This window comes from Speluncibacter jeojiensis (assembly GCF_029589495.1).
In the GTDB taxonomy this organism is placed as follows: Bacteria; Actinomycetota; Actinomycetes; order Mycobacteriales; family Mycobacteriaceae; genus Speluncibacter; species Speluncibacter jeojiensis.
Window position 1 is genome coordinate 20664 of sequence record NZ_JAAIVF010000002.1, and the last position, 19522, is coordinate 40185.

21 protein-coding genes are annotated in these 19522 nt (G+C 70.9%); 3 read left to right on the forward strand and 18 right to left on the reverse strand.

The features are described 5' to 3' along the window. Positions 1 to 108: 108 nt before the first annotated feature. From hemC to G4X40_RS07280, 4 genes are all read right to left on the reverse strand, one after another. Positions 109 to 1059 (reverse strand): hydroxymethylbilane synthase, encoded by a 951-nt coding sequence (gene hemC / locus G4X40_RS07265; RefSeq protein ID WP_277831372.1) that lies wholly within the window; start codon positions 1057 to 1059, stop codon positions 109 to 111. Continuing rightward, entirely contained in the window at positions 1056 to 2480 is a 1425-nt protein-coding gene (locus G4X40_RS07270; protein WP_277831374.1) for a glutamyl-tRNA reductase, read from the reverse strand. Before G4X40_RS07270 ends, hemC begins: the two co-directional genes overlap by 4 nt. Next, entirely contained in the window at positions 2477 to 3340 is an 864-nt protein-coding gene (locus tag G4X40_RS07275) for a redox-sensing transcriptional repressor Rex (protein WP_277831375.1), read from the reverse strand. The genes G4X40_RS07270 and G4X40_RS07275 overlap by 4 nt, the downstream gene beginning before the upstream one ends. A 126-nt stretch (positions 3341 to 3466) precedes the next feature. Further along, complete coding sequence (locus G4X40_RS07280) at positions 3467 to 3766, reverse strand: glutaredoxin family protein (RefSeq protein WP_277831377.1); 300 nt, start codon at positions 3764 to 3766, stop codon at positions 3467 to 3469. 351 nt (positions 3767 to 4117) lie between these two features. Between G4X40_RS07280 and G4X40_RS07285 the strand changes: the two genes are divergently transcribed. Further along, the gene (locus G4X40_RS07285) at positions 4118 to 5149 is read left to right on the forward strand and encodes an HAD family hydrolase (protein ID WP_277831379.1); all 1032 of its coding nucleotides are present in this window, start codon (positions 4118 to 4120) and stop codon (positions 5147 to 5149) included. Between the two features lie 33 nt (positions 5150 to 5182). Here the strand turns inward: G4X40_RS07285 and G4X40_RS07290 are convergent, their stop codons facing one another. The 9 genes from G4X40_RS07290 to G4X40_RS07330 all read right to left on the reverse strand — a co-directional run bounded on the left by G4X40_RS07290 (position 5183) and on the right by G4X40_RS07330 (position 12555). Continuing rightward, a complete protein-coding gene (locus tag G4X40_RS07290) occupies positions 5183 to 6178 on the reverse strand; it encodes a lysophospholipid acyltransferase family protein (RefSeq protein WP_277831381.1) in 996 nt (331 codons plus the stop codon). 14 nt (positions 6179 to 6192) lie between these two features. After that, positions 6193 to 7254 carry an NAD-dependent epimerase/dehydratase family protein gene (locus tag G4X40_RS07295; protein WP_277831383.1) on the reverse strand — a complete coding sequence of 354 codons (1062 nt, stop codon included), beginning with the start codon at positions 7252 to 7254 and terminating at the stop codon, positions 6193 to 6195. Positions 7255 to 7400: 146 nt separating this feature from the next. Beyond that, complete coding sequence (locus G4X40_RS07300; protein WP_003402602.1) at positions 7401 to 7502, reverse strand: 30S ribosomal protein bS22; 102 nt, start codon at positions 7500 to 7502, stop codon at positions 7401 to 7403. Positions 7503 to 7680: 178 nt separating this feature from the next. Further along, a complete protein-coding gene (locus tag G4X40_RS07305) occupies positions 7681 to 7941 on the reverse strand; it encodes a helix-turn-helix domain-containing protein (RefSeq protein ID WP_277831386.1) in 261 nt (86 codons plus the stop codon). Between the two features lie 136 nt (positions 7942 to 8077). Then, positions 8078 to 8893, reverse strand: a complete 816-nt coding sequence (gene proC, locus G4X40_RS07310; protein WP_277831388.1) for a pyrroline-5-carboxylate reductase — start codon at positions 8891 to 8893, stop codon at positions 8078 to 8080. Positions 8894 to 8898: 5 nt separating this feature from the next. After that, positions 8899 to 9786 (reverse strand): thioesterase family protein, encoded by an 888-nt coding sequence (locus tag G4X40_RS07315; RefSeq protein ID WP_408642147.1) that lies wholly within the window; start codon positions 9784 to 9786, stop codon positions 8899 to 8901. Further along, complete coding sequence (locus G4X40_RS07320) at positions 9786 to 10655, reverse strand: sugar phosphate isomerase/epimerase family protein (protein ID WP_277831392.1); 870 nt, start codon at positions 10653 to 10655, stop codon at positions 9786 to 9788. Before G4X40_RS07320 ends, G4X40_RS07315 begins: the two co-directional genes overlap by 1 nt. Then, positions 10652 to 11605, reverse strand: coding sequence for a hypothetical protein (locus G4X40_RS07325; protein ID WP_277831394.1), 954 nt, complete (start codon positions 11603 to 11605; stop codon positions 10652 to 10654). Before G4X40_RS07325 ends, G4X40_RS07320 begins: the two co-directional genes overlap by 4 nt. Further along, the gene (locus tag G4X40_RS07330; RefSeq protein ID WP_277831396.1) at positions 11602 to 12555 is read right to left on the reverse strand and encodes a Ppx/GppA phosphatase family protein; all 954 of its coding nucleotides are present in this window, start codon (positions 12553 to 12555) and stop codon (positions 11602 to 11604) included. The genes G4X40_RS07325 and G4X40_RS07330 overlap by 4 nt, the downstream gene beginning before the upstream one ends. Positions 12556 to 12601: 46 nt before the next feature. Here G4X40_RS07330 and G4X40_RS07335 point away from each other — a divergent pair, with 46 nt between their 5' ends. After that, positions 12602 to 13396 (forward strand): hypothetical protein, encoded by a 795-nt coding sequence (locus G4X40_RS07335; RefSeq protein WP_277831398.1) that lies wholly within the window; start codon positions 12602 to 12604, stop codon positions 13394 to 13396. A gap of 94 nt (positions 13397 to 13490) precedes the next feature. Then, positions 13491 to 14096 (forward strand): class I SAM-dependent methyltransferase, encoded by a 606-nt coding sequence (locus G4X40_RS07340; protein WP_277831399.1) that lies wholly within the window; start codon positions 13491 to 13493, stop codon positions 14094 to 14096. Between the two features lie 71 nt (positions 14097 to 14167). On the opposite strand, the gene G4X40_RS07345 is transcribed toward G4X40_RS07340, so the two are convergent. From G4X40_RS07345 to G4X40_RS07365, 5 genes are all read right to left on the reverse strand, one after another. Next, positions 14168 to 14857: a response regulator transcription factor gene (locus tag G4X40_RS07345; RefSeq protein ID WP_277831401.1), complete on the reverse strand. Its 690-nt coding sequence runs from the start codon at positions 14855 to 14857 to the stop codon at positions 14168 to 14170. Then, positions 14854 to 16086: a sensor histidine kinase gene (locus G4X40_RS07350; RefSeq protein WP_277831403.1), complete on the reverse strand. Its 1233-nt coding sequence runs from the start codon at positions 16084 to 16086 to the stop codon at positions 14854 to 14856. Before G4X40_RS07350 ends, G4X40_RS07345 begins: the two co-directional genes overlap by 4 nt. 280 nt (positions 16087 to 16366) lie before the next feature. After that, a complete protein-coding gene (locus G4X40_RS07355; protein WP_277831405.1) occupies positions 16367 to 17125 on the reverse strand; it encodes a phosphoglyceromutase in 759 nt (252 codons plus the stop codon). 80 nt (positions 17126 to 17205) lie between these two features. Then, positions 17206 to 17733, reverse strand: coding sequence for an Rv2732c family membrane protein (locus G4X40_RS07360; RefSeq protein WP_277831407.1), 528 nt, complete (start codon positions 17731 to 17733; stop codon positions 17206 to 17208). Positions 17734 to 17873: 140 nt separating this feature from the next. Further along, entirely contained in the window at positions 17874 to 19469 is a 1596-nt protein-coding gene (locus G4X40_RS07365; protein ID WP_277831409.1) for an AMP-binding protein, read from the reverse strand. Positions 19470 to 19522: the final 53 nt, after the last annotated feature.

Genomic DNA, 19522 nt, shown 5'->3' on the forward strand with positions numbered 1-19522 from the left:
GACACAACGTGTCCGCTCCGCAGGAAAGAACTCGGGGCGCGCGGTGGACGCCGGCGCCCGGGAGGTGTTCGACGGTCCGCGGTCGCCGCGGCGATCGGCGCGATCGTGTCAGGCATTGCCGACCCTCCCGTCCGCCATCAGTTCCCGTGCACCGAGTTCGAGCAGTTCCGTCGCGACCGCACGGCCGAGATCCGCTGCAGCGGACAGTGGTCCGACCGCCGACGCCCTGATCACATCGGAACCGTCGACCGCGGCGGCGCCGCCGCGCAGCGACAACTCCTCGATCACCCGTCCCGCGTCGTCGAGCGACTCGACCACGTCCGCGACCGCACCGACCGGGGCGGTGCACCCGGCCTCCAGTTCGGCGAGCAGCGCACGCTCGGCGGTGATCGCCGCACGACTTCCCGCATCGTCCAGTTCCGCGAGGATTCGCGCAAGTTCGACGTCCTCGGACCGGCATTCGATCGCGAGCGCCCCCTGTGCGGGCGCCGACAGCATCTGCACCGGTTCGAGCGCCTCGGTGACCCGGTCGAGCCGGCCGATGCGCGCCAGCCCGGCCCTCGCGACGACCACCGCGTCCAGTTCACCGCTCGCCACCTTGCCCAGGCGGGTGTCGAGGTTTCCGCGCAGCGGCACCACGTCCAGCCCGAGCCCGAGCGCACGCAGTTGCGCGATCCGGCGGGGTGCCGACGTGCCCACCCGTGAGCCGGGCGGCAGCTCGCCGAGCACCATCGAGTCCCGGGCGACGAGTGCGTCACGCGGGTCCTCACGCGGCGGGACCGCGGCGATCACCATCCGCGGGTCCGGCGCCGTCGGCAGGTCCTTGTAGGAGTGCACGGCGGCGTCGACCTGGCCGGCCATCAGCGCCTCGCGGAGTTCCGCGGTGAAGACCCCGACCCCGATGCGGTCGACCGGTGCCTGGGACCGGTCGCCCTTGGTCGAGATGATCACCAGCTCGGCGGGGTGACCGGCGGCGATCAGCGCGTCGCGCACGGTGCCGGCCTGCGTGGTCGCCAGCAGGCTGCCGCGGGTCCCGATCCGAATCGTCTTGGTGCTCATCGGCTCTCTCCCTCTCCGCCGTCGGCGGTGAGCCCGCTCACGTGCGTCGGTCCGTCCACGGTGAAGTCCTCCGGGTCCTCGGCGGCCGCACCGCTCTCCATCGGCGCGGCGACCGCGGTCGTCACACCCGGGGTGAGTTCGAACAGCTCCCGCAGCGCCTCCGCATAGCTGTCACCGCCGGGTGTGGTGGCCAACTGCTTGACGCGGACGGTGGGCGCGTGCAGCAGCTTGTCGACGACTCGGCGTACCGTGCGCGCGACCTCGTCACGCTCGGCATCTCCGAGTTCCGGCAACCGCGAGTCCAGGCGCAGGAGCTCGCCCTGGACCACCTCCGCGGCGCGCCGCCGCAGTGCCGTCACGGTCGGGGTCACCTCGGCCATCCGCTGCCCGGTCAGGTAGCCGGCCAGTTCGTCGGCGACGATCGCGCGCGCCGCCGCCGCGTCGGTCGCGGCGGCGCCGGCACCCGGGTCGCGCTGCAGCGACTCCATGTCGAGGATGTGCACGCCCGGCAGGCCCGCGACCGCGTGGTCCACGTCGCGCGGCAGTCCGAGGTCGCAGATCACCAGCGGTCGGCCGCTGTCGCGTCCGGTGAGTCCGACGTGCACCTCGCCGACCCCGACGACGGTCCCGACCGCGCCGGTGCAGGTGACCAGGACATCGGCATCACGCAGTGCCTGCGGCAACCGCTCGAGCTCGACGACGTCGGCACCGACACCCGCCTCGGCGGCCGTCTCGGCCAGGCGCCGGGCCCGCTCGGTGGTGCGGTTGACGACGACGACCTTGCCGATCGAGGCGCGGATCAGGTGCGCGACCGCGAGTCCGCCCATCGCGCCGGCGCCGAGCACGACCGCCGTCCGCCCGGCGAGCGAGGAGACCGCGGGGTCCTCGCCGAGCAGCCCGGCCGCGCGGTCGAGCGCCACCGACACCACCGAGGCGCCGGCCGAGTCGATCCCGGTCTCCGAGTGGACCCGCTTGCCGACCCGCAGCGCCTGCTGGGCCAACTCGTGGATCGCGCGGCCCGCCGCCTCATGGGTGTCCGAGGCCGCGTACGCCGACCGGATCTGGCCGAGGATCTGCTGCTCGCCGACCACCATCGAATCGAGTCCGCTGGCGACCGCGAACAGGTGCTCGACCGCGGCCTCGCTGTAGCGCACGTAGAGGTGCCGGGTCAGCTCCGTGGCACCGAGCCCGGAGTGCTCACCGAGCAATTCGCTGATGTCTCCGAGCGCGCCGTGGAATGCGTCGACGACCGCATAGATCTCGACCCGATTGCAGGTCGAGACCAGCATCGCCTCGGAGACATGGGAGGAGTGCAGGAGCCGGTCGAGCAACTTGGGGCGATCGGTCTCCCCGACCGCCACCCGCTCGAGCACGGACACCGGGGCGCTCCGGTGCGAAATCCCGACGAGCAGAACACTCACTGCGCAACCACCGATCCGCTTCTTGGTGAGGTGTTACCCGCGGAGCCGGCCCCGGGTACTGACTGTGATGATCTGCCGTCCTGCCGGGCCGCGGAAAGCACTCCCGGACGAGCGCCGCGCCGCGGCTCACGGCCCGCGGACTCGCCCGCGGCCTGGCGCGCATTGCGGGCGATGTGGAACGAGAGCACCTGCATCTCGACGGCGAGGTCGACCCGCCGCATCTCGATGTGCTCGGGCACCTGCAACACCACCGGCGCGAAGTTCAAGATGCTGTGCACCCCGGCGTCGACGAGCCGGTCACACGCGGCCTGCGCGGCCTCGGGCGGGGTGGCGATCACCCCGATGGTGCTGCCGACCTCGGCGCACACCCGGTCCAGGTCGTCCATGTGGCGCACCGGCAGCCCGCGGACGGTGGTGCCGACCAACGCCGGATCGACGTCGAACAGCGCCACCATCGAGAACCCCCGGCGGCCGAACCCGCCGTATCCGGCCAGCGCGTGCCCCAGATTGCCCACGCCGACGAGCACCACCCGGTGGCCGCGGTCGAGGCCGAGCGCGGTCTCGATGCGGGCGATCAGATTGTCGACGTCGTATCCGACTCCGCGCACGCCGTTCGAGCCGAGGAACGACAGGTCCTTGCGCAGCTTCGCCGACCCGACGCCGGCCGCCTCGGCAAGTTGTTCGCTGGAGACCAGGTCGGTGCCGGACTCGGCCATGGCGCTGAGCACCCGCAGGTACAGCGCGAGCCGGCCGACGGTGGCGTTGGGGATGTCGCGGGTGATCTCACGAGGGGCACCGGCGGGCACGTCGACCCCGACACGCCGGGTATCACGCCCGTGCGCCTGGTGCTCTTCCGCCACGTTGCTGACTCCTCGTAACGACCGGGATTCCGGCCGCGTGCTCACGGCGATCCGGGTGCATGTCCACCTCACGGTAACCGCTTGTGAACTCCTGCACAAAGTCGCTCGTAGCGCATCTGTCCAGCTCTAGCGCCTTTCGGAGCCGCCGTGATTCTGCTCACCCGGGACACTGCGGGCCAGGTCCGCGCGCAACCGGGGCTCGTCGACCTCCCAATAGCTGTGCTCGCGCCCGTCGAGCAGCACCACCGGCAACCGGTCACCGAACTCCGCGCGCAGTTCCGGACGGTCGCCCGCAGCGAGGTCGACGTCCACGGACTCGAGCGGTAGGTCAAATTCCCTGCACAGCACCGCAAGTTGTTCCGCTGCACGCGCGCAGGAGTGACAGCCCACGCGGGTCAGCAGGGTGATCGTCGGCCGCTGGCTCACCGTGATCCTCTCGTTCGGGTTCGTCCATCGATTCGTTGGGCGGGGGCCGGTCCGGACGCTCGGGAGCCGGAGACACCCCGCACCACCTGAATGCAAGTCTGGCACGGTCGGCTCGGGCGCCGCCGGACGCGGGCACCGGCCCGCCACACGGCCGCCGCGCGACCCCGGAGACCAATATCACAGGCCCCATCCGGCGCTGGTGGGGCCTGCGCCGCGGCGCTGCGTGACCGAAAGCGGCGGATCGGCGGCTAGGGTTGGACCACTGTCGGGGCACCGGTCCCCGCCAGGTGGGCGTACACGGATCGGCGCCCCGATGCGTGTCCGGCGGACGGCTCGAAACAGGAGGTACACGTGTCCAAGCGGTCGAGACGGTCCGGTGCCGGCTACTTCTCCCAGTCGAGGATCGTCGAATCCGGCCGGCGTCGGGTGGGCCGGGCAGTGGCCCGGAACCCGCTGGGCCCCAGCCTGGCCGAGTTGCGCGCCAACCTCGCCGGCGAGGCCAGCGCCGACGCGGCGTTCGCGCTGCACGAGGCGGAGGCCGCGGCCACCGCGGAGATCGCGTCCGCGGAACCGCCCGAATCAGAGCCCCCGGCCCCGGCGATCGCCCCCGACCTGACCGCCGCGGCGTTCTTCGACGTCGACAACACGATGGTGCAGGGCGCCTCGATAATCCATTTCGCGCGCGGGCTGGCGTCGCGCAGGTACATTTCGCTCGGCGACATGGCCACGTTCGGCTGGCAGCAACTCAAGTTCCGGGTCACCGGCAAGGAGAACAGCGACGACGTCGCGAGCGGCAAGGAGAAGGCGTTGGCCTTCATCGCCGGACGCGAGACGGCGGAGTTCTCGCGGCTCGGCGAGGAGATCTACGACGAGTTGATCGCCGACAAGATCTGGCCGGGCACCCGTGCGCTCGCCCAGATGCATCTCGATGCCGGTCAGCAGGTCTGGCTGGTCACCGCCACCCCCGTCGAACTCGCCCAGGTGATCGCCAAGCGGCTCGGCCTGACCGGCGCGCTCGGCACCGTGGTCGAGAGCGAGGACGGCAAGTTCACCGGCCGGCTCGTCGGCGACATCCTGCACGGCCGCGGCAAGGCGCACGCGGTGCGCGCGCTGGCCGTCCGCGAGGGACTCAACCTCAAGCGGTGCAGCGCGTATTCGGACAGTCACAACGACGTCCCGATGCTCACCACGGTCGGCACGGCGGTCGCGATCAACCCCGACCAGGATCTGCGGGAACTGGCCAAGGCCCGCGGCTGGGAGGTGCGCGACTTCCGCACCGGACGCAAGGCCGCGCGGATCGGCGTGCCGACCGCGCTGGGGCTGGGCGCGCTGGGCGGGGCCGCCGTCGCGGTCCTCAGCCGGCGCGCGCAGACCCGCGCCTGAGCGCCGCGCCGGAACGTCCTCCCCGGGGAACGTCTAGCCGAGGAACACGTTGCGGCGGCGCGCCAGCAACGTGTACAGCGTCTGCTGGATCGTCTCGCGCACCTGGTCGGTCAGGTCGAAGGTGACCATCGGGTCCTCGGCGGCGGCCGCGCCGTACGACGCGGTCTCGATCGGCTCACCGAACTTGATGTGCCACTTCGAGGGCAGCGGGACCATGCCCAGCGGTCCGAGCATCGGGAACAACGGCGTGATCGGGAAATACGGGAACCCGAGGATCCTGGCGAGCGGCTTGAAGTCGGCGATCATCGGGTAGATCTCCTCCGACCCGACGATCGAGCAGGGCACGATCGGCGCGCCCGTGCGCAGCGCGGAGGTGACGAATCCGCCGCGGCCGAAGCGCTGCAGCTTGTAGCGGTCCGAGAAGGGCTTGCCGATGCCCTTGAACCCCTCCGGGAAGACCGCGGTCACCTCACCGGAGCGCAGCAGCCGTTCGGCGTCGGGATGGCAGGCCAGCGTGTGACCGGCCTTGCGCGCCAGCGTGCTGACCACCGGCGTCTGGAACGCCAGGTCCGCGGCGAGCATGCGCAGGTCCCGCTGCGCCGGGTGGTGGTCGTGCACGGCCACCGAGGTCATCAGCCCGTCGAGCGGGACCACCCCGGCGTGGTTGCACACCACCAGCGCGGCGCCGTCCGAGGGGATGTTCTCCACCCCGCTGACCTCGACCCGGAACCACTTGTCGAACAGTGGCCGCAGGATCGGCAGCAGCACCCCGGTGTTCAGGTGGGGATCGAACCCGAACTCGTCGATCTGGTAGTCGCCGGTGACACGGCGACGGAGGAACGCGGCTCCGTCGGCGATCTGCCCGGCCAGCTTCGGTGTCAGCCAGCCGGCGCCGCCGGGCGCCGGCAGCTCGGTGACGGTCGCACTCCCCCGGCCGTCGTCGGCGGGCGCGTAGCCGGACCCCCAGTCCGGGGTCTCACCCCGCTGCGGCTCGTCCGCGTGCAGGGGGATCACCTTCGCAACCGACATATCTCACACCCTCCCTACGCCAGACGCCGTGCGGCGCCGACGACCTTGCGTTCCATGGATCGCACCGACAGCGGGTCGACCACCGGGCTCAGGGCCCGGCCCCGCACGAAATCGTCGAATGCCTGGACCGTCGTCCACCGGGGAAGGAAACCGAGTTCGGTCCGCATCCGGGTGGTGTCCAGGCCGAGCCCGTAGTTGAGATACGCCAGCTCCTCGGCGGTGTAGTCCGCCATCCGCACGCCGCGCAGGAGTCCGCCCAACCGGCGGAACAACACGCTCGGCAGCGGCAGCTCGACACGGCCCGCGCGGCGGATCGCCTGCGACGACGAGACGGTGCCGTCGGCGCCGATGTTGAAGGTTCCACGCACATCGGTCATCGTCGCCCGCTCGAGCGCGCCGAGCGCGTCCTCCTCGTGCAGCAGTTGCAGGCGCGGGTCGCGGCCGACCATGCTCGGCACCACCGGGGGCGCGAAGTACCGCGACAGCTGCGTGTCCATCCGGCTGCCGATGACCGGCGCGAACCGCAGGATCGCGACGTCGAGGTCGTCGCGCCGACGGCCCGCGCCGCGCGCATAGCCCTCGATCTCGACACAGTCCTTCGGGAATCCACCGCGCGGCGGGTTCTTGGAGGTCATCTCCTCGGTGAACCGGGCCGGATCGGTGGCGCTGTTGCCGTACACCGCCGAGGAGGACCGCACCACCAGGCGCCGCACGTGCGGCGACTTCTGGCACGCGGCGAACAGATGCATCGCGCCGATGACGTTGATCTCTTTCATCACCGCCCGGCCACCGGTCTCGGCGGGCCTGGTGTGCAGGCCGGTGTGGACGACGGTGTCGACCGCCTCCGAGCGGATGACCTTGCCGATGAGCGGGTTGCGCAGGTCCGCGCGGACGAACTCGGCGCGCCCCATCCGACGGCGCATGTCCTTGCTGGGCGGAACACTGTCGACGGCAAGTACACGGTCGACCTGTGGATCGTGCGCCAACCGGGTGGCCAGGTAGCCACCGAGGAACTTGCTCGCGCCGGTCACCAGGACCACCTTCGGCACCCGGGTGCCCGCCTCCGTCTCGCTCATCGCCTCAAGAGTAGTCACGGGTCTGTGTGAAAGACCACAACGCGCCTATGACGTAACAGCTTTCTTACACCCGGAGACGGAACGTGGCCGTGCCCACCCCTCGCGGGGCGGGCACGGCCACGAAATCTCCGATTGCCGGAGGCGGCTTACTTACCGAGTTTGCGACGCTGGACGCGGGTGCGGCGGAGCAGCTTGCGATGCTTCTTCTTCGACATGCGCTTGCGGCGCTTCTTGATCACTGAACCCATGTCGGGCAATCCTCACTGTCTGTTTGTCGGACCATCCCACTGGATCGTCCTGGTGCACGGTGCTCGTGCAGGTCACACGTTCGACTCACCGGCAGGCCGGCACGACGGACAGTGATGTTACCGCCGCGGGTGCCGGCCCGACCAATCAGGTACCGCTTCCGCTCGGGCCCGGAGCCCGTCAGCCCGCGTCGAAATACGAGGTCTGCAGATAGTCGTGGACCGCCTTCGCGTGCACGCGGAACGAGCGCCCGACCCGGACAGCCGGGAGGTCGCCGTTGTGCACGAGCCTGTACACGGTCATCTTCGACACGCGCATCAACGCCGCCACCTCGGCGACGGTGAGGAACTGGGTACCGGCCAGCGCCGGTTGTTCACCACCGTCCGCCGGGGCAGAGTTCGTCGATCGTGGGCCGCCGGGCGGCTTTTCCGAAGTCGCCATCGATATCAAATCCTCCGGCACGCCCGCGCCATCGGCTTCCCCTCCGACGGAACAGACACGCACGTGCTATATGGAGTTTAGCGGGACCAGTGGTGTTCCTGCGACGGGTGTGGGAAACCCGACCCTGTTGCGGGCTCTATTGCGAGCCCGCGCCGAGCTGGACCGAGCGGTCGCGGGCGGCAGTGAGCGCGTCGAGCAGCGCCGCCCTGACCCCGCCTCGCTCGAGCTGACCGACGGCGGCCGCGGTGGTGCCCCCGGGCGAGGTGACCGCCGCACGGAGCTCGGTCGCCGATTCGTCGGATTCGGCGAGCATGGCCGCCGAGCCGACGATCGTCTGCACGGTCAGCTCGGTCGCGACCGTCCGCGGCAGCCCCAGCGCCACACCGGCGTCGACCATCGCCTCGACCACGAGGAAGAAGTACGCAGGGCCCGAGCCCGACACCGCGGTGACCGCGTCCAGCTGGGCCTCGCCGACCTTGACGACCAGACCGACCGGGGACAGCATCGCCTCCACGGCGGCGAGGTGCTCGGCGGTCGCGTGCCGGCCGGCGGTCACCGCGCTCGCCCCCTGCCCGACCAGCATCGGCGTGTTCGGCATCACCCGCACGATCGGGGTGCCGGCCGGCAGCCGGGCCTCGAACAGCGTGGTGGGCACGCCGGCGGCCATCGACACCAGCAGCTGGTCGAGGTCGCTCTCCTCCACGACCGGGGCCAGATCGTCGAGGATGGCGGGCAGGTCGCCCGGCTTGACGGCGACGACGATGATGTCCGCACCCTCCGCCGCATCGGCGGTCGAGGTCACGCGGATGCCGAAACGCTCGGTGAGCTCACGCGCGCGCTCCTCGAACTTCTCCGCCACCACCAGGTCCTTGGCCGGTCGGCCGGCCCCCAGCAGCCCCGAGATCAACGCCTCACCGATCCGGCCGCCGCCGATCACCGCAATTCTCGTCATGGCACTCAGCCTGCCACGTCGGGTTCGGACCGCCGCTCCCCGGGATCGGCCGGCACGAGTGCGAGCTGGCGGGACTGCACGACCACGGCCCCGGTCTCGTCGAGCACCAGGTGGTCCTCCTCGAACCAGACACCGCCGACGAGCGTGCTGGTCGCCGACACCCGGAGCCAGCCGTCCACCGGCAACCCGCGCAGGTAGGCGGTCAGCTGCACGGTCGGCGCCCAGCCGAAGCGGCCGAGGTTCAGCGTGACCGGCGCGGAGATGTCGCCGGCCATCAGTGCGAACAGCGCCGATGTGGCCTCCTGCTTCGGCCGCACCCACAATCGAACCTCCGGCGCGCCCGGACCGCCGTCGAGGAAGGCGGTCGAGGCGGGGTCGAAGCGGACGTCGCAGACCTGCGCCAGGTGCATGATCCGGGCCATCGGATGGCCCGCGACCTCGACCGCGCTCGCGGGAGGCCGGGCCGGCAGCCGGTGCAGCTCGGCTCCCCCGTCGGCGTGCAGCGGCGGCCCGACGTCCGGTGCGCCGAGCGTGACGGCGGCGCGCACCGCCGTGCGGCCGCCCTGCTCGAGTTCCACGTCGACCAGCGAGATCCGCCGGCCCCGCTTGCGCACGGTGGCGATCAGCTCGACAGGTCCGGGGTCGGGCGCGGAGAGGAACCCCGCACTGACGGCGACCGGTTGGCCGGTCGGCCCCGCAGGGTTCGGCCCTGCAGGGTCCGATGTTGCCGGGGCGCCGTCGAGTTCAGCCTGGGCCGCCGCGGCGCACAACGCCAGCATGGTGCCGCCGTGCACCTTCGGTCCGATGGTCCAGTCGGGGTCCAGCGTCGCCTGGTAGCGGCCCGACCCGAGCTGCGACAGTGCCATGGCCCGATCGAACGGACCGGGACTCATCACGGCGTCCGCAGTGCGGTGCTCGGCTTGGCCAGATGGGTGCGGGCGAAGGCCAGCGACTCCGCCAGCATCGCCGCCCGCTCGCTGCGGGTGCGCGCATCCTGGGTGTTGACCTCGAGCACGACCTGGCCGGTGAAGCCGCTCGACGCGAGGTTCCGGCAGACCTCCGCGCAGGGTTGCCCGCCGTGCCCCGGGATCAGGTGCTCGTCCACGGAGGCCCCGCGCCCGTCGGCCAGGTGCAGGTGGGCGAGCCGGCTCCCCATCTTCGCGGCCAGGGCCAGCGCGTCGGCGCCGGCGGTCGCCGCGTGGGACAGGTCCAGCGTGTAATGCCGGTGTCCCTGGTCGGTGGGGTCGTAGCCGGGCGCGAATGCCGAGACGCCGATGCCCGGGCCGCCGCGGCGGCGCAGCCGCTCGATGGAGCGGTCCTTGCGGCCGAAGAACCGGTCGGCGCGCATCGGGAACATGTTCTCGACCGCGACGACGATCCCGGTCCGGTCCTCGAGCCGGGCGACCTGGGCGGCGAACCCCTCGGCGTACTTGCGCTGCCACCGGAACGGCGGATGCACGACGACGGTGGTGGCGCCGACCTCCCGCGCCGCGTCGACCGTGCGGTCGAGTTTCTCGATCGGATCCGCTCCCCAGACCCGCTGCGAGATGAGCAGGCACGGCGCATGCACGGCCTGCACCGGCACCTGGTACCGGTCGATCAGCGAGCGAACCGCGTCGACGTCCTGGCTGACGGACTCCGCCCAGACCATCAGCTCGATGCCGTCGTAGCCCAGCTCCTGGGCGAACTCGAACGCACTCTCGGTCGTCTGCGGGTACACCGAGGCCGTCGACAGCCCGACCGGGATGCGGTGGGCCGTCATCGCGTACTGAGCAGGAAGGCCAGTGGTCCGAGCGTGACGATCAGCCCGGCTATGACCGCGATCAGGACGCTCATGATGTCGTCGGTCTTGCGCAGGATCCGCACCAGCGCGACCAGGCCGAGGACGACCAGCACCGCCAGCACCAGCGCGACCCACGGCAGCACGTCCCAGAGCTTCTCGAAGCCCTTGAACAGCAGCGCGCCCGCGACGATCGCGACCACGCACTGCAGCGTGATCACCGCCCACTGCTTGAGCGCGCCCCGGGAGGACGGTTGCGACGTGCCGTCGGTGGGATCCTCGGTCGCCTCGAGGTCGCCGGCGGACGCGTCGACCCCGACGCGCGCCGCGTGGTCGTCGTGCCCGTGGCCGGCCTCGTGGTCGAGGTCGTCGTACCGCGCGTCGTCGTACTCGGGGTCCGCGTAGTCCCCGCCCTCGTACCGGGCGCGCATCAGTTCCGCTGCGGCGCTGTCCGTGGTGAGCAGCCCGACGGCCGGTTGCGCGGCCGCCGCCTGACGGCGTGCGGCCCACGGTGGGGTGAACGCCTTGGTACCCGGGTCGACGGGGTCGGGCGCGCCGACGTCGACGGGGTCGGCGTCCGCGGGGTCGGCGTCCGTGACAACGTCCGCGGCCGCGGCGTCGTCTTCCGCTTCCGTCGTGGTCGCGGCGTGGTCGCCGGCGGTGCCGTCGTCGCGGGCCGTGTCTTCGTCGGCGGTGCCGTGGTCCTCGGGCTGCGCGGGCTCCGGGTCCGCGCCCTGACCGTGCTCCGCGTATTCGTCGCCGGGCTCGTCGCGGATCACCGGGATCTCTCCGGTGAGCTCGGCCACCGAGATCCCGCCCTTGCGGGTGCGGCGCCGGTGTGCCCGCGAGCCGGGCTGTGACCCGTTCCGCGCCAGCAGCTCCGCGACCGTCACCGGCCGGGCGTCCTGCCCGTCGTCAGCCTGACTGCTCATCGAGCTCCCACCACCAGTTCGCCACCCATCTCAGTATCCAGTCTGCGCAGGATGAGTCCCTCCCGCAGCGCCCAAGGGCAGATCTGCACCTGGTCGATCGACAAGGCACGCATGCTCGCCTCCGCCACCAGCGCCCCCGCGACCAGCTGCGGAGACCTGTCGGCGCTGACGCCTTCCAGTTCTGCGCGATCTGCTGCAGTCATCCTAGAAATAAATGCGATGAGTTGGCGTAAACCGCTCACTGTGAGTGTCCGCTGCACCCGAGGACCCGCGCTCGACGGCGCCGCACCGGTCAATCGGGCGAGCGTTCGGAAGGTTTTCGACGTCGCCACGGTCAGTTCGGGCCGGCCCGCGGCCTTGAGTTCCTTCGCCGGGCCGGACAGCTCGGCCTCGAGCCAGTCACGCAGGACCTCGACCTTCCGCTTGCTCGGCGGATCGGCGCGCAGCCAATCGCGGGTCAACCTGCCGGCGCCCAGCTGCAGCGAGAACGCGGCCTCCGGGTCCTCGTCGATCCCACTGCACAGCTCGAGCGATCCGCCGCCGATGTCGAGGTTGACGATCCGCCCTGCGCTCCAGCCGTACCAGCGGCGCACCGCGAGGAAGGTCAGCCGCGCCTCGTCGACCCCCGAGAGCACCTCGAGTTCCACCCCGGTGTCGCGGCGGACCTTCTCCAGGACCTCGTCGGAGTTGGTCGAATCGCGGACCGCCGAGGTCGCGAAGGCCATCAGCTCACCGCAACCGGAGGTCCGCGCGATCTCGGCGAACTCCGCGACGATCGCCACCAAGCGCTCCGCGCAACGGTCGCTGAGCCGGCCGTCGTCCGACAGCTGCTCCGACAGGCGCAGCGCCACCTTGGTCGAGCTCATCGGCGTGGGATGCGCACCCCGGTGGGCATCTACGACGAGCAAATGGACCGTGTTGCTACCGACATCGAGCACACCTAGACGCACAGCTATCAACTTAGACGGTCTACCGTCGACAACTGTGACGCGTGGCGTGAAGAAACCGACCGGCGAGGTCGATCCGGATTTTCCTCGGGAGTGGATCGAGTTCGTCGACCCCGCCGACCCCGAGCGGCTGATCCAGGCGGACCTGACCTGGCTGCTGTCGCGGTGGACCTGCGTCTTCGGCACCCCGGCGTGTCAGGGCACCGTCGCCGGCCGCCCCGACGACGGTTGCTGCTCCCACGGCGCCTTCCTCAGCGACGAGGACGACCGTGACCGCCTGGATGCCGCGGTCGCCGATCTGACCGACGAGGACTGGCAGTTTCGCACCAAGGGACTGGGCAAGAAAGGTTACGTCGAGGAGGACGAACTCGAGGACGAGCCTGCCCTGCGCACCCGGCGCCACCAGGGCGCCTGCATCTTCCTGAACCGACCCGGATTCCCGGGCGGCCCCGGCTGCGCGCTGCATCGCATGGCGCTGCGCACCGACCGGCATCCGCTCGAGGTCAAGCCCGACGTCTGCTGGCAGCTGCCGGTGCGCCGCACCGAGGAGTGGGAGGAGCGCCCCGACGGCACTCAGATCCTGCGTACGGTCATCGGCGAGTACGACCGGCGCGGCTGGGGACCCGGCGGCGCCGACCTGCACTGGTACTGCACCGGCGACCCGGCCGCGCATGTCGGGTCGGAGGCGGTGTGGCAGTCCTACGGTCCCGAGCTGACCGCACTGATCGGCGACGAGGCGTACGCCGAGCTTGCGGTGCTGTGCAAGCGGCGCGCGGGGCTGGGGCTGATCGCGGTGCATCCCGCGACTGCCGAGGCGCAGCGCCGCGCCGGCGACGGGGAGTGACCCGGCGGCCGGTGACCGCGCGCAGGTGACGATCGGCGAACGATCCCGGCCACCCCACCTGCGTCTGCCCGCGCCGGTCGACGACAATGCGGTCATGGTCGAGAAGAGTCTGTGGACCCAGCAGGTCGAGTCGAACCCCGAGCACTCCGTCTGGTACATCGAGCGGTTCCGCGCCATGGCCGAGGCCGGCGAGGACCTCGACGGCGAGGCCCGACTGATCGATGCGATGGTCCGGCGCGGCTCGCGCATCCTCGACGCCGGCTGCGGCCCCGGCCGGGTGGGCGGCGAGTTGGCCCGCCGCGGGCACACGGTGGTCGGCGTCGACGTCGATCCGGTGCTGGTCGCTGCCGCCGCCGAGGAACATCCCGGGCCCACCTGGCTGATCCAGGACCTGGCCGAACTCGACCTCGCGCGGGTCGGCGTCGACGCCGGCTTCGACGCCATCGTGTGTGCCGGGAACGTGATGACCTTCCTGGCGCCGAGCACCCGGCGGCAGGTGCTGGCCAACCTGTGCCCGCTGCTCGCCGACGACGGACGCGCCGTGTTCGGCTTCGGGATCGGCCGCGGCTACGAGTTCGACGAGTTCCGCGCCGACGCCGAGGCGACCGGCTTCGTCCCCGATCTGATGCTGTCCACCTGGGACCTGCGGCCGTTCACCCCGGTGTCGGACTTCATGGTCGCGGTGCTCCGGCGCGCCTGAGGCGGCGACGCCACCCGTTGCGTGAGTTGCCCGTGGGGGGATAGAGCCCGACCGCATCGTTCACGGGGCGGTCAGCCCTCGAGCTTGTAGCCCAGCCCCCGCACTGTCACCAGATGGGTCGGCTTGGCGGGGTCGCGTTCGATCTTGGCGCGCAGCCGCTTGACGTGCACGTCGAGCGTCTTGGTGTCGCCGACGTAGTCCGATCCCCAGACCCGGTCGATGAGCTGCCCGCGGGTGAGCACCCGCCCGGAATTGCGCATCAAATACTCGAGCAGGTCGAACTCCTTGAGCGGCAGCGTCACCGGCGCGCCGTCGACCATGACGGTGTGCCGCTCGACGTCCATCCGCACCGGGCCGGACTCGAGCACACCACCGTCGAGCGCGACGTCCTCGCCGTTGTCGGCACCGCGGCGCAGGACCGCCCGGATCCGGGCGATCAGCTCGCGCGCCGAGTACGGCTTGGTGACGTAGTCGTCCGCGCCGAGTTCGAGCCCGACGACCTTGTCGATCTCGCTGTCCCGGGCGGTGACCATGATGACCGGCACCGACGACCGGACCCGCAACTGCTTGCACACGTCGGTTCCGCTCATGCCCGGCAGCATCAGGTCCAGCAGCACGATGTCCGCGCCGACCCGGTCGAACTCGACGAGCGCGGACGGGCCGTCCGCGGCGACCGCCACCTCGAAGCCCTCCCTGCCCAGCAGGAAGGCCAGGGGCTCGGCCAGCGCGGGCTCGTCCTCCACGATCAGCACTCGGGTCACCGACGAATGTCCTCTCTGCTCTCTTGCCTCTGCTCGGCACCGGACTCGGTGCCGGTCGCCGTCCGGGCGCCCGGGCCGACGTACGCCGGCAATTCCAACGTGAACGTCGACCCCATGCCCAACTTGCTCCACAATTTGATCGTGCCGTTGTGATTCGCGGCGACGTGTTTGACGATCGCCAGGCCCAGCCCCGTCCCCCCGGTCGCCCGCGAGCGCGCCTTGTCGACGCGGAAGAACCGTTCGAAGACCCGCTCCTGGTGTTCGGGTGCGATCCCGATGCCGTGGTCGGCGACGCTGATCTGCACGACGTCGCCGCGCAGCGCACGGCTGACCGACACCTTCGTCCCCGGCGATGAGTAGTTGATCGCATTGGAGACGAGGTTGGTCAGCGCGGTCACCAGCAGCGTGCGGTCACCGAGCACCTGCAGCCCGCCCGGACGGTCGGTGGTCACCCGGATCTCCGCCGCCTCCGCGGCCAGCCGCGCCCGGTTGAGCGACTCCGCGACCACGTCGTCGATGTCGACCACCTCGAGGTCGGGCAGCTTCTCCGCACCCTGCAACCGGGACAGCGCGATCAGTTCGGTCACCATCTCTCCGAGCCTGTTCGACTCCTCGAGCACCCGCTTGCCGAAGTGCCGCACGATGTCGGGGTCGTCAACCGATTCGAGCAGGGCCTCGGCCAGCAGCGCCATCGCGCCGACCGGTGTCTTGAGCTCGTGGCTGACGTTGGCGACGAAGTCGCGCCGGGCGGCCTCCATGCGGACCTGCTCGGAATCGTCGTCGGCGAACACGACGGCGAAGCGCCGGTCCTGCTCGCTGAGCAGCCGCGCCTGGCCGCGCACCGACAGGGTGCCGCGTCCGGGCTGCCGGCCCGGACCACTCAGGTCGAAGTCGACGCCCCTGCCGAGGTCGGCGTCGGGGCGGCCGCGTTCGGCGAGCACCCGCTCCGCGGCGACCCATGCGCGCTCGTCGAGTTGCCGCTCACGCACCAGTTCGAGTTCCTCGGCGCGCGGATTGAACAGCACCACGTCCCGGAACTGGTCGACCACCGCGATCCCGCTCCTCGACGACAGCACGATCAGGTCGAGCACCTCCGAGACGGTCAGGCCGTTGCGCTCTTCCTGACGCCGCTCGTGGCGGGCGTTGAGTCGAGGTATGACGACCGCGCCGATCAGATACCCCGCGAACGCGGCCACGACGGCCAGCAGCAGCGCCTCCACCACGGTCACCCACGAATCGTACGTGCGAAAACATGATCACCCGAGCAGGGTGCGTCGTTCGCGCAGCATGTCACAAGCCGATTCGACGATGTTCGGCCGCCGTTCACCCGCTGTTGGCCGACGGTGTGGTCGGCGCCACTGCGAGCCTGCCCCGGGCCCCGGCCGACGGACCCGAACCCACGCCCCCCGCCCGGACGAAGACGGCCGGGCCGGGCGCCGGAAACGACACGGCCGGCCGCGCGGGCGAACTGCCCGCGCGGCCGGCCATGGTCGGCGCACGTCGCCGGTGCTACTTGGCTCCCTGGTTCGCGACCGCGGCGGCGCCGGCGGCGGCGGCCTCCGGGTCGAGGTAGGTGCCGCCCTTGTTGAGAGGGCGCAGCGACCCGTCCTCGGTGACCTCGAGGTCGTACCGCAGCGGGATGCCGGTCGGGATGTTCAGCCCGGCGATGTCGTCGTCGGAGATGCCGTCGAGGTGCTTGACCAGCGCCCGCAGCGAGTTGCCGTGGGCGGTGACCAGCACGTTCTTGCCGGCCTTGAGCTCCTGGGAGATCGTCGACTCCCAGTACGGGATCAGCCGCTTGACGACGTCGAGCAGGCACTCGGTCAGCGGGACCTCCGGCAGGTCGGCGTAGCGCGCGTCGGTGTCCTGGCTGTACTCGCTGCCGGCCTCGATCGGCGGCGGCGGGGTGTCATAGCTGCGACGCCACAGCATGAACTGGTCCTCGCCGAACTCGGCCTTGGTCTGCGCCTTGTTCTTGCCCTGCAGGGCGCCGTAGTGGCGCTCGTTGAGCCGCCAGTCGCGCACGACCGGGATCCAGTGCCGGTCCGCCTCGTCGAGCGCCAGGTTGGCGGTGCTGATCGCGCGGCGCAGCAGCGAGGTGTACAGCACATCGGGGAGCAGGTCATGCTCCTTGAGCAGCTCACCGGCCCGCTTGCCCTCCGCCATGCCCTTCTCGGTCAGGCGCACGTCCACCCAGCCGGTGAACAGATTCAGGGCGTTCCACTCGCTCTCGCCGTGGCGGAGCAGCACAAGGGTTCCGATACTCATGCGTTCATCCTGGCATCCGCCCCCGACCTTCTCGACCGGTGGCTGCCGGTTCTCCGCCCGGTCGAGCGCGCGCCGAGGGGCTACCGGTCCGACCGCCGGGGCATGACGTTCGCCCGGCTCCACACCAATCCGACCCACAGCACGGCCATCACCAGCATCGCGACGACCAGCACGCTCAGCCCCCACACCGGCTCGGTGACCGCACCCGTGCCGGTCCCGCGCGGCGGCCTGCCGCCGGTCGGCGTCTGACGGGACCACAGTGCGAGAAAGCCGATCACGGTGCCCAGCGCGGTGCCGTACATCGCGATCCAGGCGAACGCCCAGCGGCGGGTCAGCAGCGCCAGCCCGGAGGCCAGGATGCCGAAGACGAGCACGAAGTGCGCGAACACGGCGGGGAAGACCACGCCCGGGCCGAACCGCGGATGCAGATCCTGCCCGAACACCGCCCAACCGGAGCCCGCATGCGGATACGGCAGCAACATCGCCACGACGACCGCGCCGATCAGGCCCGCGATGACCAGTCCCCGACGGCCCGGCACGATCTCGGCGGCGACCCGCCGCTCGATCGCCTTCAGCTCGTCGCGGTATTCGCGGAGGACGTCATCCATTCCGGCCTCCCATTCCGCGGGGTCGCTGATTGCCGTGAGATCTCGCGTGAGATCTCACGCCCGGCCGGATGCCGCACCGGACACCGCCGATCCTAGTCGCCGACGGTGCCCGGCCGACACGGTCCGGCCGTGCCCGTGACTCAGTTGGCGGCCCGCAGGTCCTTACGCAGGATCTTCCCCGCCGACGACTTCGGAATCGCCTCGATGAACGCGACCTGCCGGACCTTCTTGTGCGGAGCCACCTTCGCCGCGACGAAGTCGATGACGTCCTGCTCGGTCAGCCCCGACTGAGGCTGCCGCACCACGTACGCCTTCGGCACCTCCTCGCCGGCGGCCGGGTCGATCACGCCGATGACCGCGGCGTCGGCGATCTGCGGATGGGTCAGCAGTACGGCCTCGAGTTCGGCAGGCGGCACCTGATAGCCCTTGTACTTGATCAGCTCCTTGAGCCGGTCGACGATCGTGACCACACCGTCGGCGGAGACGGTGGCGATGTCGCCGGTGTGCAGGAAACCGTCGGCGTCGAGCGTGGCCTCCGTGGCCTCGGCGTTGTTCAGGTACCCGACCATCACGTTCGGCCCCTTGCACCACAGCTCGCCCGGCTCGCTCACACCGGCGGCGGGCACCGCGACCTCGTCACCGGTGTCCGGGTCGACGAGCTTGCACTCCATGTTGGGGACGGTCACCCCGACCGAGTCGAGCGCCATCGCGTCGCCGTCGTGCGGGATCACGTGGCTGACCGGGCTCATCTCGCTCATGCCGTAGCCCTGCCGAACCTTGCAGCCGATGCGCGCGGCCACGGCCTTGCCGAGCTGTTCGTCGAGCGGCGCCGCGCCGGAGAGGATCGTGTGCACGCTGGACAGGTCGTACTGGTCGACGATCGGGTGCTTGGCCAGCGCGACCGCGACCGGCGGGGCGATGTAGACGAACGTGCAGCGGTGTTGCTGGATCAATGTCAGGAACTGCACGAGGTCGAACCTCGGCATGGTGACCAGCTTCGCGCGCGAGCGCAGCGCCGAGTTCAGCAGCACGGTCATGCCGTAGATGTGGAAGAACGGCAGCACCGCGAGGACGGTGTCGTCCCGGGTGGTGTTGGTCAGCTCGGCCGTCTGCGCGACGTTGGCGACGAGATTGCGGTGGGTGAGCATCACGCCCTTGGCCCGGCCCGTGGTGCCCGACGAATACGGCAGCGCTGCCAGATGCGTGGCCGCGTCGAACGACACCTCCGGCACCGGCGCGTGCTGCGCCAGCAGGTCCGCCAGGCTGGGATGTTCCCCGGCCGCCCGGCCCGGGCCGTCGAGAACGATCAGGTGCTCGTCGTCGAGGCCTGCCTGCGCGGCCGCCTCCTTCGCGTGGTCGAGCAGCGGGGAGACGGTGATCAGGAACCGCGCATCCGCGTCGGCGAGTTGCTTGGCGATCTCCGGCCCCGTGTACAGCGCGTTGATCGTCGTCGCCGTGCCGCCTGCGCGCAGGATGCCGTGGAACACCGCGGCGAAGGCGGGGCTGTTCGGCGACAGCAGACCCACGACGTCTCCGACGGCGAGACCCCGCGCGGCCAGTGCACCCGCGACCGCGTCGATCTGCTCGATCAGCTCGCCGTAGGACGTCTCGGCGCCGGTCGGACCGTCGATCAGCGCCGTGCGGACGAGGTCGGCCTCGGCGATGCCACCGAACAGGTAGTCGTAGAGCGACTGCTCGGGGATGTCGACGTCGGGGTAGGGACTGCGGAAGCTCATCGCTCTCCTTCGAGGTACCGGTGCATCGACGGTTACAGTAATCGACCATCCCG